Below are 13,934 nucleotides of genomic sequence, written 5' to 3'. Positions count from 1 at the left end.
TCCTTTCCGTGTATGATTGTTCATGTTCAATAAAATAATTCCATAATGTCAAATCAAGTAATGCATCATTTACGTCATAAAAAAGCAAAGAAAAAAAATCCTACTCCCCCCGTCCATTGGGAGTGAGAGGCGACAGCCTATCGCGGTACCCAGTTTGTTGTATTCATCTATTTCATGGCTGTTGTGGCACATCTGGTGGTTTATTATCAAGTAGGTTTTCCCTTCCTTATGTAGTATCCGAAATCAGCATCCCGAAAAGTTCCTTCCCTAGGCAATACAAATAAAGCAATAAAGCAGTCATTGCCCCTTTTTGGGGTCTTTTTTGCATATGCAGCGGAGAAAAAGTAGACAATAGGAAACAACCAGAGTATTATGGAAGAAATAATATGGAGAAATATTATCCAGGTTTGTGAGGGAAGTGTATGATTGCCAAAGTTGATCTAGAAGAGGTTTTGCAGGTTGCCGGCAGGAATGGGGACTTTGCTGAGGTCTTTATGGAGAGGAGCACTCAGACCAGGGTCAGCATGGAGGCCGGTAAGATCGAGCGGGTGATCTCCGGGCGTGACCAGGGGGCCGGGATTAGGGTTGTGCGGGGGGGAGAATACCGCTTATGGTTATACAACTGATCTTACCATGAAAGGCTTATTGAAACTGGCTCGTCAGGTGGCAGTGGGTGGGCTCGGTGAGACGGGAGATATCAGTAGAGCTGGAGATACAGCTGTAGCAGGATTAAAAGCCAAAGCTGAAGCACAAACAGAAGGTGGGGCAGAAGCAGGATCAGCGGCAGAAACCCCTACTCCTATAGTTCTTCAAAAACGGGAATCCCCGGTGAGCCTACCTATTGAGCAGAGACCGGACAAGGTGGGGATTGACAGGAAGGTCGCCCTGGTCAAAGAGGCGGAACAGGCCGCTCGTGCCAAGGATGAGCAGTTGATCCGCCAGGTCAGTGCGGGGTATGCGGATATCATCCAGCAGGTGACGATCGCCAACAGTGAGGGTGTTTATGTGGAGGATGAGCGGGTGCGCTCCCGTCTGGTGGTGCATGTGGTGGCATCAGATGGGAAGGTGATCCAGACCGGGTACGATTCCGCGGGTGGCACCAAAGGATTTGAGCTGTTTGAGGAGGTAAAGGCGGCAGATTTGGGGAGGCGTGCGGCTGAGCGTGCACTCCTCATGCTCAAAGCGCGCCGTGCCCCGGCGGGGCGGATGGATGTGGTGATCTCCGGTGAGGCTGGGGGTACCATGATCCATGAGGCCTGTGGCCACGGGCTGGAGGCGGATCTGGTGCAGAAGAACCTCTCTGTTTATGCCGGGAGAAAAGGGGAGCAGGTGGCTTCAGAACTGGTGACCGTTATTGATGACGGAACTATAAGCGGCAAATACGGCTCATTCAGATTCGATGATGAGGGCAATCCCGCACAGCGCAATGTGCTCATCGAAAAGGGGATTTTGCAAAAATTTATGTATGACAGGATCACCTCACAAAAGGATGGGGTGAATCCCACAGGGAACGCCAGAAGAGAAACCTTCCGCTACAGGCCGATACCACGCATGTCCACTACTTACCTCGCCCCTGGTGAGCACTCTCCTGAGGAGATCATCCGGGAGACGGACAGCGGACTGTTTGTGCGCCGCATGGGGGGCGGGCAGGTGAATACAACTACCGGGGACTTTGTTTTCGAGGTTTTGGAGGGGTATCTGATCAAGGACGGTAAGATCGATGAGCCTGTAAGGGGTGCCACTCTCACCGGAAATGGCCCTGAGGTGCTGCAGAAGATCGACCGGGTGGGAAATGACCCTGGTTTTACGATAGGCACCTGTGGGAAGGATGGGCAGGGGGTGCCGGTATCTGATGCCCAGCCAACCATCAGGATCCCGGACCTTGTTGTCGGTGGAATACTGGAAGATGAAGGTGATAACTGATGAACAGAGATGAAAAACTTGTCAGCAGTGAACTGGTAGCAGCAGTTATTGAAGAAGCTAAAGACCGCAATGTCGAGCATGCAGAGGCCTTCTTTGACCGTGAGGAAGAACTGAGCATCGAGGTGAGGGAGGGTGAGGTGGAAAACCTCAAGATTGCCCAGGATGCAGGATTGGGCGTGCGGGTGATCCAGAGCGGCCGTCTGGGGTATGCCTACACCACGGGTTTGACCCGGGGTGATGTTGTTGGTACCCTGGAGGCAGCACTGGCCAATGCCCGGGCTGCCAGTGAGGATGCCTACTATACACTTCCTCAGCCAGCTAAAAATTATCCGGAACTTGATATTGATGATTCTAGTCTTGGTGAGGTTTCACTGGAGGAAAAGATCGAGCTGGCACGCCGGATAGAAAGAAGCGGCCGCTCTTTTGATCAACTGGTGCGCATCACAGAACAGGTGAGCTATGAAGAGGTTCGCTTTGAGATAGCCATTGCCAACACTGAAGGTATATCCCTTACATCTAAGGGGTCCTTTTGCGGGGGTGTTGCGGCCTTTGTGGCGGGAAAAGACGGTGATCTGCAAACTGGGTTTTCCGTTGATTTTGTGCGCAAGTTAAAGGAACTGGATGTGGAGGACATCGGCAAAGAGGCTGCCTCTAAGGCAGTGCGTATGCTCGGTGCGCAGCGCTTGAAGACGAAACGGGTGCCTGTGATAATGGATCCCTATGTTGTAGCCAGTTTCCTGGGGATGATGGCTTCGGCTCTCAGCGCGGAAGCCGTTCAAAAGGGGAGATCCCTTTTTGCCGGAAAAGTCGGTGAAAGGGTGGCATCCACAGAAGTGAATATTGCTGATGATGGTGCCAGACCGGGTGGGATTTTAAGCTCTCCCTTTGATGGTGAGGGTGTCCCTACCCAGCGGACAGTGCTTGTGGAGGGAGGGGTTTTGCAGGGTTTTCTGCACAACTCTTATACAGCGGCCAAAGACGGTGTTTCTTCAACAGGGAACGCTGTGCGCGGCTCTTTCCAGTCACCACCGCAGTTAGGGAGCACCAACTTTTATCTGTCCGCGGGAAAGTGCAAGCCTGGGGAGATCATCCGGGGAACAGGGGAGGGCTTCTACCTCACTGAGGTGATGGGTATGCACACCGCCAATCCTATTTCAGGAGATTTTTCACTGGGAGCGGCAGGAATTTGGATTCACAACGGAGAATTAACTACACCGGTACGGGGCATGGTAATAGCTGGCAATATCTTGGAATTGCTTGATCGTGTGGATGCTGTAGGCAGTGATCTGCGCTTTTTCGCCAGCAAAGGGGCGCCTACCATTCGCGTAGCAAATCTGACGGTCAGTGGACAGTAGATAAACGTACTTTTCAATGGATGGTGTGAAGCATTCTGGAAAGATAACGGATTAGAGTTGTTACTATTGGGCTGTTATTAGGTGCAAGGCGATTTGCAAATTAGGACAGACGGCAGTAGAGGATTAAAGAGTGAGAGGTGAAAAGAATGGCGAGGGTGCTGGTGCTGCACGGGCCGAACCTCAACCTTTTGGGGGAGCGAGAAGAAGAAATCTACGGGTGGTTGACACTGGAACAGATCAATCGTGAACTTCAGCAGCAGGGGCAAGCTGAAGGTGTTGATGTTGCTGCCTTCCAATCCAACCACGAAGGGGAGTTGATTGACCAAATTCATGATGCCCGGGGAAATTTTGATGTGATCATCCTCAACCCCGGTGCTTTAACACACTACAGTTATGCTATTCATGATGCTGTAAGGAGTGTGAACATTCCGGTAATTGAGGTGCACATGAGCAACATTACCGCTCGCGAATCCTGGCGCAGTCGCTCTGTAGTCACTCCCGCCGCCTGGGGCCAGATAACCGGTTTCGGGCATCTGAGTTACCATCTTGCCCTGACTGCAGCATGCCATCTGATCAAATCATACCAGAATGGTGGTTAGTGTGTTAGTGTGTTAGTGGTTGGTCGTTGGTCGTTGGAAAAAAAGATAAACACTTTGCTCTCCCCTTTAGTAACACAAGGAAGTTACTGGATACTTTAGACTTCTGTTTTCCGGATTGATCCTTAGTTGTCAGTAATAAAAACGTGAGTATCCTGGGTCGATTTAAATGAGCAAGGTTAGATATATGAACTAGGGAAGGAACAAAATGTCACTTAGACGGTGAAGCCAACAGATGATGAAAACAGTGCAGGAGTCGGGGGGTGTTGCTGAATCAGCATGAAGAAGTTCATGTATAATTCTGACTTCCGACTTCCGGCATCAGACATCTATTTAAGGAAGGCAGGACAAATGACCGCAAATTACCAAAAACGACTGAGCAATCTTCGTCATATTCTGGAACATCAGCAGTTGGAAGCTCTTTTGGTTTCCAGGCCGGAGAATGTCTTTTATATCAGTGGATTCTCCGGTGGGGAGGGACAACTGCTGGTGACACAGCAGGAATCATATCTATTTGCAGATGGGAGATATAAAGAACAGGCACTACAAGAGGCATCTCACTGCGAGTTTATCCTTTATAAAAGATACTTTACCAAAGCACTTGCGGAAGTCACAGAGTCTCAGGGGATTGGCGAGATCGGTTTTGAAAAGGATTTCATTACTTACCGGCAGTGGGAGATGTTACAGGATGCTGTTGCGGGAGAGCTGCTCCCTGTACAGGATTTGGTGGAAAAGCTGCGCCTGGTGAAGGATGAATCTGAGATTGATCTGATTCGGGAAGCGGGAGTCATTACAGCCAGTGCGTTCCGCTATCTGCTGGGGGAGATACACCCCGGGCAGAGTGAGCAGCAGGTTGCCGGCATACTGGAATATTATATGAGGAGCCACGGCAGCGGCCATCTCGCCTTTGAGACCATTGCTGCCTCAGGTGAAAGGGGCGCTCTGCCCCACGGTTCAGCAACTGAGAAAAAAATTAAGGCGGGGTGAACTGATCACTCTGGATCTCGGAGCAACTTATCAAGGATATGCCGCGGACCTGACGAGAACCATCTGTATAGGAACGGTTTCTGCCAGACAGCAGGAGATCTATGAGCTTGTACAGGAAGCCCAGGAGCGAGGTCTGAGGGCTGTTTGGGCGGGGGTTCGCGCAGCAGAGGTGGATGCAGCGGCACGTGAATTTCTTATAGATGCGGGTTACGGCGACTACTTCGTCCATTCCCTGGGACATGGGGTGGGGCTGGCTGTGCATGAGGCTCCCAGGATCGCTCAGGAAGTTGATATAGTTTTGGAGCCCGGGATGGTGATCACAATTGAACCAGGTATTTATATCCCCCAATGGGGAGGTGTGCGGATTGAGGACACCGTCCTTGTCAAAGAGAACGGCTGCGAAATCCTTACACCTGTTACCAAGGACCTGGTTGTAGTTTGATAGATTTGGCCGGGAATATTTTTGGGAAGTGAGGGGCATGAGGAAAGATGATTTCTACAAATGATTTCAGAACAGGTTTAACAATTGAGGTTGATGGGGATGTATATAGTGTTGTGGAGTTTCAGCATGTCAAACCCGGTAAGGGATCTGCCTTTGTGCGCTCTAAACTGAAAAATATTCGCACCGGGGGTGTGATCGAGCGTACCTTCCGGGCCGGAGAGAAGGTCAACAGGGCACATATGGAAAGGAAGGAGGTGCAGTATCTCTACCGTGATGGGGATTCCTTTGTTTTCATGGACAACCAAACCTATGACCAGATGAGCATTACCCTGGCACAACTGGGGGATAATATCAATTATCTGAAAGAAAACATGAACATTATCCTGCTTACCTATAATGGCGAATTGATGGGTATTGATTTACCCCATTCTGTGGAGCTTAAGGTTGTTGCTGCAGCGCCGGGTGTGCGGGGGGATACCGCTTCCGGTGCCACAAAAGCGGCAACCCTGGAAACTGGTTTGAAAATTCAGGTGCCACTCTTCGTAGAAGAAGGGGATGTTGTCAAGGTAGATACCAGAACAGGTGAATACCTGGAACGTGCTTAGTTTAAAGTAATAAGTATAAAACAAACACCAGGAGGTTGGAAAAGTGGATGATTTGCGGGAAAGGATAGCATACCTGCAGGGACTGGTTGAGGGCCTGAAATTAGATGAAGGCAAGGATGAGGGGCGTATTCTCAAACAGGTTGTGGATATTATTGCCGACCTGACAGATGAGCTAGAGGATCTACAGGTTGCTGTGGAGGACCTCGAGGATTACATGGACAGCTTTGATGAAGAACTCTTTGAAGAATTTGAAGATGATGATGATGAACTGGATTTTGATGATGATGATGAAGAGTTCTTCTGCTGTGAAGATGATGACATCGATTATGTAGAAGTTGAATGTCCCCAGTGCCATGATATCATCTGCTTCGAATCCGACATCATCGATGACGAGGACATCATCGAGGTAACCTGTCCCAACTGCAGTAAAGTGGTTTTTGTAAATGATGGGTCGATGCCCATGCCTGAAGGCTGGGAGAAGGGGGAGGACGACTGACGACTCGATAGCGGTGATAGTCACCGTGCGGAACAGATGAATAAAGGGAAACATAGGTGACGGTGACAGTCACCTGATAGAATCTACACCGCTTAATTAGACTTAATAAGCGGTGTTTTTATTTTTCATAATCATGGAAAATCGTAAATATATATCAATAGTACCAGAGAGATTGAGGGGGTATGTAGATGACGCGGCTTGCGTCCAGGGGTCTTCAGGAAATTCTCCCCTTTATCGCACCACCTATCAGAGAGATTCTGGGGCTGATGCCCGGTGCTGTTGTGGATGGTTTAGAGGAGGTTCGGCTGCGGATGAACCGCCCACTGGCTGTGTGTTTGAACCAAAAGGAGTATTTCCTGGATCAAAATGGGGGAACATCTCCGCTGATTTCCGGTGCCTATTTTGTAACTCGTGAGGATGTTCAGAAAACAGTGCAGTTAATCAGCCAGGGGTCGCTCTATGCCTTTGAAGAGGAGTTCAGGCAGGGGTTTCTTACTCTGCCAGGGGGGCATCGTGTCGGTCTTGCGGGGAGGGCCGTACTGGAGGGTGGATCACTGAAAACAATGAGGGAGATCGGCAGTTTAAACTTCCGGATTGCCCGCGCGGTCCCAGGGTCAGCCCGTCCCCTGCTTCCCTATGTACTGAATATCCGCACCGCTCGCCCCTACCATACCCTGATTGTATCTCCTCCCTGTGCAGGGAAGACCACCATGCTGAGAGACCTGGTGCGCTTTATCAGCTACGGTGTCCCGGAACTGCGTTTCCCGGCGCTGACAGTCGGTGTTGTTGATGAGAGGTGTGAACTGGCTTCCTGCTGTGAAGGGGTTCCCCAGCATGACCTGGGGCCACGTGTGGATGTCCTGGATCACTGCCCCAAGGCGGAAGGAATGGTTATGCTCCTGCGCTCCATGGCACCACAGGTGATCGCCACAGATGAGATCGGGCGGGCCGGGGATGTGACTGCTATCTGGGAGATGGTTCATACCGGGGTCAGCATCCTGGCTACTGTTCATGCCTCCTCCTGGGGGGAACTGGAGGAGCGCCCTTTTTTGCGGGAACTGATCGACCGCCAGGTTTTTCGGCGCTATGTTTTTTTGAGCAAGAGGAAGGGGCCGGGCACAATTGAGGGTGTCTATAATGAGTTGCGGCAGTCGGTTATCCGGGCTGGCTGAGTGGAGGGGAGATAGTGTGATGTGGAAAATGGTCGGGGCTTGTTTAGTGATCGGATCAATGGGGATGGCCGGTATGAAGGTGGCTTCCTTTTACTCACGGCGCTCCGCAGAACTGAGATTTCTCCAGGATGCCCTGCAGATGCTGGATACAGAGATTCTCTACGCTGCCACTCCACTCCCCTCGGCTCTGAAAAAAATTGGCCAGTCCGGGGGAGATATTATCGCCAGGATTTTTGCTGAGGCAGGGGAATTGATCGCCGCCGGTCAGGGCTGCACAGTTGCTGAGGCCTGGGGAAAGGCACTGCAAAAGAATTGGAGTTCGACAGCTTTGAACCGCGAGGACTACGCTATTTTATATTCATTCGGTGAACTGCTGGGAATTTCGGATCGCCAGGAGCAGCACAAAAATATAGCTCTCACCTCCCTGCACCTCCGCAAAGAGGAGGAAAAGTCGCGGCGTGACCAGGAAAAAAATGCGCGTTTATGGCAATATGGGGGGTTTCTGGCGGGCATTAGTATTGTGCTTTTGCTGCTTTAAGGGGGGATGTGCCGGAAGATGGATGTCGACATTATCTTTAAAATTGCGGGTCTGGGGATCTTGATCTCAGTATTGAACATCATCTTAAAGCAGGCTGAAAAGGAAGAGCAGGCACAGATGCTCACCCTGGCGGGTGTAGTTGTGGTTTTAATTATGGTGGTGCAGCTGATCAACGAGCTGTTCCATGTGGTGCGCTCGGTTTTTCACCTCTTCTAAAAGCTTGGTGAATGAACTATGGAGATTTTAAATATCGTGGGTATTGCCCTGGTTGTCACTGTTTTTGCGGTGCTGCTCAGGGAGGTGCGGCCGGAGATGGCCCTGCTGTTGGCTTTAGGCTTCGGTGTGCTCATCTTTATCCTGGTGCTGAGCAAAATGGGTGCCATTATTAATCTTTTTCGAGATCTGACCCATAAGGCTCAGGTGGACGAGCTCTATCTGGTTACTCTGTTAAAAATCCTGGGGATCGCCTATATCGCTGAATTCGGTGCTCAGATCTGTCGTGATGCCGGAGAGGGTACTATTGCCAGTAAAATTGAACTGGCGGGAAAAATATTGATCCTCTTGCTGGCTCTCCCGATTTTTACTGCGGTTCTGCAAGTAGTGGTGCGGCTGCTTCCGTAGGTAGTAGAGTCATATGTTGCCCTGCTGCTTCCATAGATAGGCTTAAGGGAGGGGTACTGTTGAAAGCAAAATCTTTCATTATATGTCTTTGCTTTATGTTTTGTTTGCTGATCACACCCTGCCCTTCCCTGGCGTCTGATTCAGAAGCATTGATTTCTGACCAGTTTGATCAGCTTAATTTAGAGGACCTGGATGCTTTTTTAAAAAAAATAGACCAGGATATCGATGACAAGATTTCCGGTTTCAGTCTGATTAAGATTTTTGAGGATGCGCGTCAGGGAAAACTGGAAATGGACATCTCCGGCATTTTTAAGGCCTTGATCAGCTACTTCTGTCGGGAGTTTCTTACCCATACATCCCTCCTGGGCAAATTGATCGTCCTGGGGGCACTGCTGGCCATCCTGGAGCACCTGCAAAGTGCTTTTGAGCAGAATACGGTGGCCAAGCTCGCACACAGCATTGGTATTATAGCGCTGCTCACTGTTGCCTTGAGTTCCTTTACTATAGCTATACAGACAGGAAGGGATGCCATCGGTAATATGGTGGGATTTATGCAGTCACTGATCCCTATACTCTTGACCTTGATGGCTGCCCTGGGAAGCCTCACAACTGTTGCTTTGATGCATCCCGTGATCTATGTTTCGTTAAATATTATAGCAACACTTATTCAGAATATCGTTTTTCCTCTGATCTTTTGTGCCGCCATTCTCGGTATTGTCAGCAGTCTATCAGAGCGGTTTCAGGTCTCTCGCCTGGCGGATCTCTTCCGGGATGGGAGTATGCTCTTGACGGGCCTCTTGTTGACTGTCTTTACCGGTATTCTGGGGGTTCAGGGGGTAGCCGGAGCGGTTACAGATGGGGTTGGGCTGCGCACAGTAAAATATCTTACAGGTGCCGTTGTCCCTGTAGTTGGGGGTGTTCTCACCGATGCCGTGGATGCTGTTGCCGGCTGCTCACTCTTTATTAAAAATGCTGTTGGTATTGTTGGGGTTCTGGCTATTCTTTTCCTGTGCACCCTTCCTGTCGTCAAGATTTTATCTGCGGCTGTGATGTACAGGCTGGCCGCCGCACTGCTTCAGCCTTTAGGGGCGCAGGAACTAAGTGAAAGCCTTCACCTCCTGGGTAATTATCTCCTGCTTGTCTTCGCTGCTGTGGCGGCGGTTGGGTTGATGTTCTTCATCGCTCTTACAATTATTGTGGGGTTGAGCAATGTCGTGGTCATGCTGCGGTGAGTGGGGTGTTGTAGATGGAAACTATATATCTATTGGTGAGAAACATTATCTTTATCATACTTATCGCTGTTTTTATCGAGATGCTTCTGCCGATGAAGGAGACACGGCGGTTTTTGGAGGTGGTAGTGGGGCTCTTTGTGCTGATTACCATATTGAATCCTATCGTTTCCCTTATTCAACAGGAACCGCAACTTCAATTGGATATCCAGGAGGGAAATAAGCAAGAACTGGATGAGATCCTTAACCAGGGGAAACAGCTGCAGCAGGTGCAAGTGGAACAGGCGCGAAGCAATTATGGGAAAAGAATAGAGGAGCAGGTTGCCGTCATAGCACAAATGGTGCCCGGGGTGGAACAGGCGGAAGCCAGAGTGCAGTTTGTAGCCGGTTCTTCGTTGGATAGTGTCGGGGTTATTGAGAAAGTGGAAATTGTGATCAAAAAGGAGAGATCACAGTCTATTGTGGACCCTGTAAAAAGGGTAAGCATCGAACCCGGGGATGGTGAGCAGGCCGAAAAGGTTGAGGACAGCGATGAGGGGCTATTCAAGCAGGTTCAATCAACTGTGGCTTCTCTTTATGGCTTGCAGCCCTCCAAGGTAGTAGTAACTATGGAATGATGAGGTGGTGATTTTTATGTCTGAACCAAAGGGAATTATCGAACAGTGGTGGGAGAGATTGAAGAACAATAAGGAATGGAACCTCGCCCGTTCTCCCGGGATGTGGAAGCTGATCCTGATACTTGCAGGAGGGCTGTTCCTGCTGATCTACGCAGGCAGCTGGGTTTCTCCAAAAGAGAAGTCTTCTATATCACCTGGCTATCAAGCCGCTGAAAAGAAGGGTGAGGAGGGTCTCAGCACAGCGGAAAAAGAACTGGAAAGGAGATTGGAAGGGGTTTTAAGTTCTATTGCCGGTTCCGGTGATGTTCAGGTGACTATCACCATGGCTGCCGGGCCTGAATATCTATACGCCAAAAACCTTTCTGAACAGACAAGAACAGTTGAGGAAAAGGACCAGTCCGGGGGAAATCGCACAACCACAGAGGCCAATGAAGAGGAAAATCTGGTGCTCCTCCAAACTGTTTCCGGAGGTAAGGAGGAACCTGTATTGATCAGGGCAAAAAGCCCTGAAATCGCCGGGGTCTTGGTGCTGGCAGAGGGGGCCAGGGATCCCGGGCTGCGTGAAGAATTGGTGCAGGCAGTTATTACCGTTCTGGCTGTTCCGGCCCATAAGGTTACAGTCTTGTCGAAAGAAGGCGGGTAATGATATGGTTTATCTTGTTTGTGAGAGGAAAAAGGTAATCATACTCAGCCTTGGTTTCCTGATTATCCTTATTGCTGGAAGCTGGTTTTTTTTTAAATAAGGCCCTCCCTGCCAAAGAGGTTAAAGCCCCGTTGCTGGAGGTTGAACTGCAGCAGGCTCAGCAGCAGTCACAGCAGCAGTCTCCCAAGAAGAGCGATTCTGAAAAAGTAAAAAAGCAGGAATTTTTTTGTTGACTGTCGTCTGACCAGGGACCGCATCCGCAGTCAGCAGGTAGATGTGTTGAAGGAAATTGCAGGCAACCCCGCATCAAGTGTGGAAACCAGAGATCATGCTCAGCAGCAGTTGATGAAGATCACAGAGCGCACCGCTCGTGAGGTGGAACTGGAAAAATTGGTGGTCGCCCAGGGCTTCAAGGATGCTGTTGTTTTAATTCAGGATCAATCCGCAACTGTGATCATCCAGGGAACATCTCTTTCCGGTTCTGAGGCGGAAAAAATCAAAGATGTGGTTGGGCGTGTAGCCCTTTTGGAACCAGGCAGTATTTATGTCATACCAAAGCCATAGCCTCCAGGATATTGTATACTTGCACCAAAAGTCTTGAAATATCTGAAGAGCACATATATAATCATCTAGATAATGTATAGTCAATGGAAACACTGTAGATAGGTATAGATGCAAAGCCGGTAATGAGACCGGCGCGGATTTATGCTTGTGATGGAGGATGTGCTGCTTATGAGACCAAAAATCACAGATACGACACTGAGGGATGCTCATCAGAGCCTTTGGGCCACCCGGATGTATACAGAGGATATGGTTCCCATTTTGGAACGGATCGACCAGGTGGGCTATTTTTCTTTGGAAATGTGGGGAGGGGCAACCTTTGATGTCTGTATTCGCTACCTGAATGAAGACCCCTGGGACCGGATCCGGACGATTAAAAAATATGTGAAGCGGACTCCACTACAGATGTTGCTGCGCGGACAAAACCTGGTGGGATATGCCAACTATCCTGATGATCTGGCAGAAGTTTTTGTGTACAAGGCTGCAGAGACAGGTATTGATATTTTTCGTGTCTTCGATGCCTTAAATGATGTGCGCAATCTGGAGGTGCCCATGCGGGCGGTCAAAAAAACAGGGAAACACCTCCAGGCATGTGTTGTGTATACACTGAGCCCTGTACACACCAAGGAACATTACCTGGAAACCGCACTCTGCTTGCAGGATATGGGTGCTGATTCGATCTGCATCAAGGATATGGCCGGCATGATCTCTCCCTATGTGTCCTATGAGCTCGTTTCTCTTTTCAAGGAAAGGCTCGATGTTCCCGTTCAGCTCCACACCCACTATATCGGTGGAATGGCCATCGGTTCCTGTCTGAAGGGGGTGGAGGCGGGGCTGGATGTTTTTGACGCCTGTTCTGGGCCGCTGGCTTTCGGTTCCTCCCAACCACCTGTAGAAACACTGGTTCGCTCCCTGCAGGGGACTGAGTGGGATACCGGACTGGATATACCGCTGCTCTTTGAGATCTCCAATTACTGGGAGGATCTGAGGCGCAAGCGCGGTTATGAGCGTGGTGTAACAAGGATTACGGATATGAAGGTTTTTGACCACCAGGTTCCAGGTGGGATGATCACCAACCTGGTGAGCCAGCTGGAGGAACAGAATGCACTGCACCGCATTGGAGAGGTGCTCAATGAGATACCGAAGGTGCGTGAAGAGTTGGGTTATCCTCCTTTGGTAACCCCTACCAGTCAGATTGTCGGTATCCAGGCGGTGCTCAATGTCTTGACCGGCAGCAGATACAAGATGGTGCCCCAGGAGGTCAAGGATTATGTGAGGGGGTCTTATGGAAGGTCTCCGGCACCGATTGATCCCGAGGTTCAGAGGCTGATCATCGGAGATGAGGAGCCCATCACCTGCCGGCCCGCAGACTTACTGGAGAATAAATTTGAAAAGACCAAAGAAGAGATCAAGGAACTGGCAGAATCGGAGGAGGACTATATTACTTATGCTCTTTTCCCTCCTATTGCAAGGAGGTTCTTCGAATACAGGGAAAAGGTGAGAAGCGGAGAAATCCCTCTTGCTACTACAACAGCTGCTGCTCCGGAAGTTGAAAGTAAATCCGGGGAACAAGCCAGAAAACAGAAGACTGTGAAGCGTTCATCACGCTCTTCTGCGGAGGATGGAAAGATGGATATTGAGGATGTCAAAGAACTGATCAAGATATTGGATGAATCAAATCTCAATGAGATTCAGGTGGAGACCACAGAAATGAAGGTCGCCATCAGGAAGGATATCAGTGCAGGAGGTTGTGCACCTGGAGGGGAGAGTTCTCCTTTCCAGGAGGCAGGGGCGATTGTAGAAGAAGTAGAGCACCCCGAAAACCTTATAGAAATGGTTGCTCCTATGGTGGGTACCTTTTACAGGGCGCCTGCACCGGATGCCCCACCTTTTGTTGAGGCTGGCTGCAGGGTCAAGAAGGGTGATACCCTCTGTATCATTGAAGCCATGAAATTGATGAATGAGATTGAAGCGGAATGTGATGGAGAAATCGTGGAGATCCTGGTGGAAAATGCCCAACCGGTAGAGTACGGCCAGGCACTGTTTATTATCGCTCCTGTGGAATAATATTAAACTAAGCTCTTCCGCCCTTTATCCTCGAATTACAGGCGGGGACTTCCCGGCGGGAAATATAATACAGGGAGGTTCA

18 protein-coding genes are annotated in these 13,934 nt (G+C 49.9%); all 18 read left to right on the top strand.

The window, feature by feature from the left end:
• Positions 1–422: 422 nt before the first annotated feature.
• The 18 genes from SSCH_RS22520 to accB all read left to right on the top strand — a co-directional run bounded on the left by SSCH_RS22520 (position 423) and on the right by accB (position 13,852).
• On the top strand, positions 423–626 hold the full coding sequence (locus tag SSCH_RS22520) for a PmbA/TldA family metallopeptidase (RefSeq protein ID WP_084711161.1): 204 nt from the start codon (positions 423–425) through the stop codon (positions 624–626).
• A 7-nt stretch (positions 627–633) separates the two neighbouring features.
• Positions 634–1,923 carry a TldD/PmbA family protein gene (locus tag SSCH_RS12505; protein ID WP_084711160.1) on the top strand — a complete coding sequence of 430 codons (1,290 nt, stop codon included), beginning with the start codon at positions 634–636 and terminating at the stop codon, positions 1,921–1,923.
• Entirely contained in the window at positions 1,923–3,278 is a 1,356-nt protein-coding gene (locus SSCH_RS12500; RefSeq protein WP_044665748.1) for a TldD/PmbA family protein, read from the top strand. Before SSCH_RS12505 ends, SSCH_RS12500 begins: the two co-directional genes overlap by 1 nt.
• A gap of 146 nt (positions 3,279–3,424) precedes the next feature.
• Positions 3,425–3,877, top strand: coding sequence for a type II 3-dehydroquinate dehydratase (gene aroQ, locus SSCH_RS12495; protein ID WP_044665747.1), 453 nt, complete (start codon positions 3,425–3,427; stop codon positions 3,875–3,877).
• A 276-nt stretch (positions 3,878–4,153) separates the two neighbouring features.
• Positions 4,154–4,861: a M24 family metallopeptidase gene (locus SSCH_RS19505; RefSeq protein ID WP_198142454.1), complete on the top strand. Its 708-nt coding sequence runs from the start codon at positions 4,154–4,156 to the stop codon at positions 4,859–4,861.
• Positions 4,803–5,303 (top strand): M24 family metallopeptidase, encoded by a 501-nt coding sequence (locus tag SSCH_RS19500; protein ID WP_232294463.1) that lies wholly within the window; start codon positions 4,803–4,805, stop codon positions 5,301–5,303. The genes SSCH_RS19505 and SSCH_RS19500 overlap by 59 nt, the downstream gene beginning before the upstream one ends.
• 47 nt (positions 5,304–5,350) lie before the next feature.
• A complete protein-coding gene (efp, locus tag SSCH_RS12485) occupies positions 5,351–5,908 on the top strand; it encodes an elongation factor P (RefSeq protein ID WP_044665746.1) in 558 nt (185 codons plus the stop codon).
• A gap of 43 nt (positions 5,909–5,951) precedes the next feature.
• Complete coding sequence (locus tag SSCH_RS12480) at positions 5,952–6,404, top strand: CD1247 N-terminal domain-containing protein (RefSeq protein WP_044665745.1); 453 nt, start codon at positions 5,952–5,954, stop codon at positions 6,402–6,404.
• Between the two features lie 188 nt (positions 6,405–6,592).
• Positions 6,593–7,576 (top strand): stage III sporulation protein AA, encoded by a 984-nt coding sequence (gene spoIIIAA / locus SSCH_RS12475; RefSeq protein ID WP_044665744.1) that lies wholly within the window; start codon positions 6,593–6,595, stop codon positions 7,574–7,576.
• Entirely contained in the window at positions 7,542–8,114 is a 573-nt protein-coding gene (gene spoIIIAB, locus SSCH_RS12470; RefSeq protein ID WP_084711159.1) for a stage III sporulation protein SpoIIIAB, read from the top strand. Before spoIIIAA ends, spoIIIAB begins: the two co-directional genes overlap by 35 nt.
• Positions 8,115–8,132: 18 nt before the next feature.
• Positions 8,133–8,330, top strand: a complete 198-nt coding sequence (gene spoIIIAC / locus SSCH_RS12465) for a stage III sporulation protein AC (RefSeq protein ID WP_044665742.1) — start codon at positions 8,133–8,135, stop codon at positions 8,328–8,330.
• Between the two features lie 18 nt (positions 8,331–8,348).
• Positions 8,349–8,735 (top strand): stage III sporulation protein AD, encoded by a 387-nt coding sequence (gene spoIIIAD, locus SSCH_RS12460; protein WP_044665741.1) that lies wholly within the window; start codon positions 8,349–8,351, stop codon positions 8,733–8,735.
• A gap of 59 nt (positions 8,736–8,794) precedes the next feature.
• A complete protein-coding gene (spoIIIAE, locus tag SSCH_RS12455) occupies positions 8,795–9,967 on the top strand; it encodes a stage III sporulation protein AE (RefSeq protein WP_052835628.1) in 1,173 nt (390 codons plus the stop codon).
• Between the two features lie 14 nt (positions 9,968–9,981).
• A complete protein-coding gene (locus SSCH_RS12450) occupies positions 9,982–10,581 on the top strand; it encodes a stage III sporulation protein AF (RefSeq protein ID WP_044665740.1) in 600 nt (199 codons plus the stop codon).
• A gap of 16 nt (positions 10,582–10,597) precedes the next feature.
• Entirely contained in the window at positions 10,598–11,224 is a 627-nt protein-coding gene (locus SSCH_RS16920; protein ID WP_052835627.1) for a hypothetical protein, read from the top strand.
• Positions 11,225–11,295: 71 nt separating this feature from the next.
• Complete coding sequence (locus SSCH_RS20420; RefSeq protein WP_232294460.1) at positions 11,296–11,457, top strand: hypothetical protein; 162 nt, start codon at positions 11,296–11,298, stop codon at positions 11,455–11,457.
• Between the two features lie 7 nt (positions 11,458–11,464).
• A complete protein-coding gene (locus tag SSCH_RS12440) occupies positions 11,465–11,788 on the top strand; it encodes a SpoIIIAH-like family protein (RefSeq protein ID WP_084711158.1) in 324 nt (107 codons plus the stop codon).
• 168 nt (positions 11,789–11,956) lie between these two features.
• On the top strand, positions 11,957–13,852 hold the full coding sequence (gene accB, locus SSCH_RS12435; RefSeq protein ID WP_044665752.1) for an acetyl-CoA carboxylase biotin carboxyl carrier protein: 1,896 nt from the start codon (positions 11,957–11,959) through the stop codon (positions 13,850–13,852).
• The last annotated feature ends 82 nt before the right edge of the window (positions 13,853–13,934 follow it).

The organism is Syntrophaceticus schinkii, assembly GCF_000946815.1.
Lineage (GTDB): Bacteria > Bacillota > DSM-12270 > Thermacetogeniales > Thermacetogeniaceae > Syntrophaceticus > Syntrophaceticus schinkii.
Note: the sequence above shows the minus strand (reverse complement) of the source record. Positions and strands in the feature narration are given on the sequence as shown.

Bases quoted from the DNA above. Each gene is read 5' to 3' on its own strand.
- aroQ (WP_044665747.1), top strand. From the start codon at position 3,425: ATGGCGAGGGTGCTGGTGCTGCACGGGCCGAACCTCAACCTTTTGGGG.
- SSCH_RS16920 (WP_052835627.1), top strand. From the start codon at position 10,598: ATGTCTGAACCAAAGGGAATTATCGAACAGTGGTGGGAGAGATTGAAG.
- efp (WP_044665746.1), top strand. From the start codon at position 5,351: ATGATTTCTACAAATGATTTCAGAACAGGTTTAACAATTGAGGTTGAT.
- spoIIIAA (WP_044665744.1), top strand. From the start codon at position 6,593: ATGACGCGGCTTGCGTCCAGGGGTCTTCAGGAAATTCTCCCCTTTATC.
- SSCH_RS22520 (WP_084711161.1), top strand. From the start codon at position 423: ATGATTGCCAAAGTTGATCTAGAAGAGGTTTTGCAGGTTGCCGGCAGG.
- SSCH_RS12500 (WP_044665748.1), top strand. From the start codon at position 1,923: ATGAACAGAGATGAAAAACTTGTCAGCAGTGAACTGGTAGCAGCAGTT.
- spoIIIAB (WP_084711159.1), top strand. From the start codon at position 7,542: ATGAGTTGCGGCAGTCGGTTATCCGGGCTGGCTGAGTGGAGGGGAGAT.
- SSCH_RS19505 (WP_198142454.1), top strand. From the start codon at position 4,154: ATGAAGAAGTTCATGTATAATTCTGACTTCCGACTTCCGGCATCAGAC.
- spoIIIAC (WP_044665742.1), top strand. From the start codon at position 8,133: ATGGATGTCGACATTATCTTTAAAATTGCGGGTCTGGGGATCTTGATC.
- accB (WP_044665752.1), top strand. From the start codon at position 11,957: ATGAGACCAAAAATCACAGATACGACACTGAGGGATGCTCATCAGAGC.
- SSCH_RS12505 (WP_084711160.1), top strand. From the start codon at position 634: ATGAAAGGCTTATTGAAACTGGCTCGTCAGGTGGCAGTGGGTGGGCTC.
- spoIIIAD (WP_044665741.1), top strand. From the start codon at position 8,349: ATGGAGATTTTAAATATCGTGGGTATTGCCCTGGTTGTCACTGTTTTT.
- SSCH_RS12450 (WP_044665740.1), top strand. From the start codon at position 9,982: ATGGAAACTATATATCTATTGGTGAGAAACATTATCTTTATCATACTT.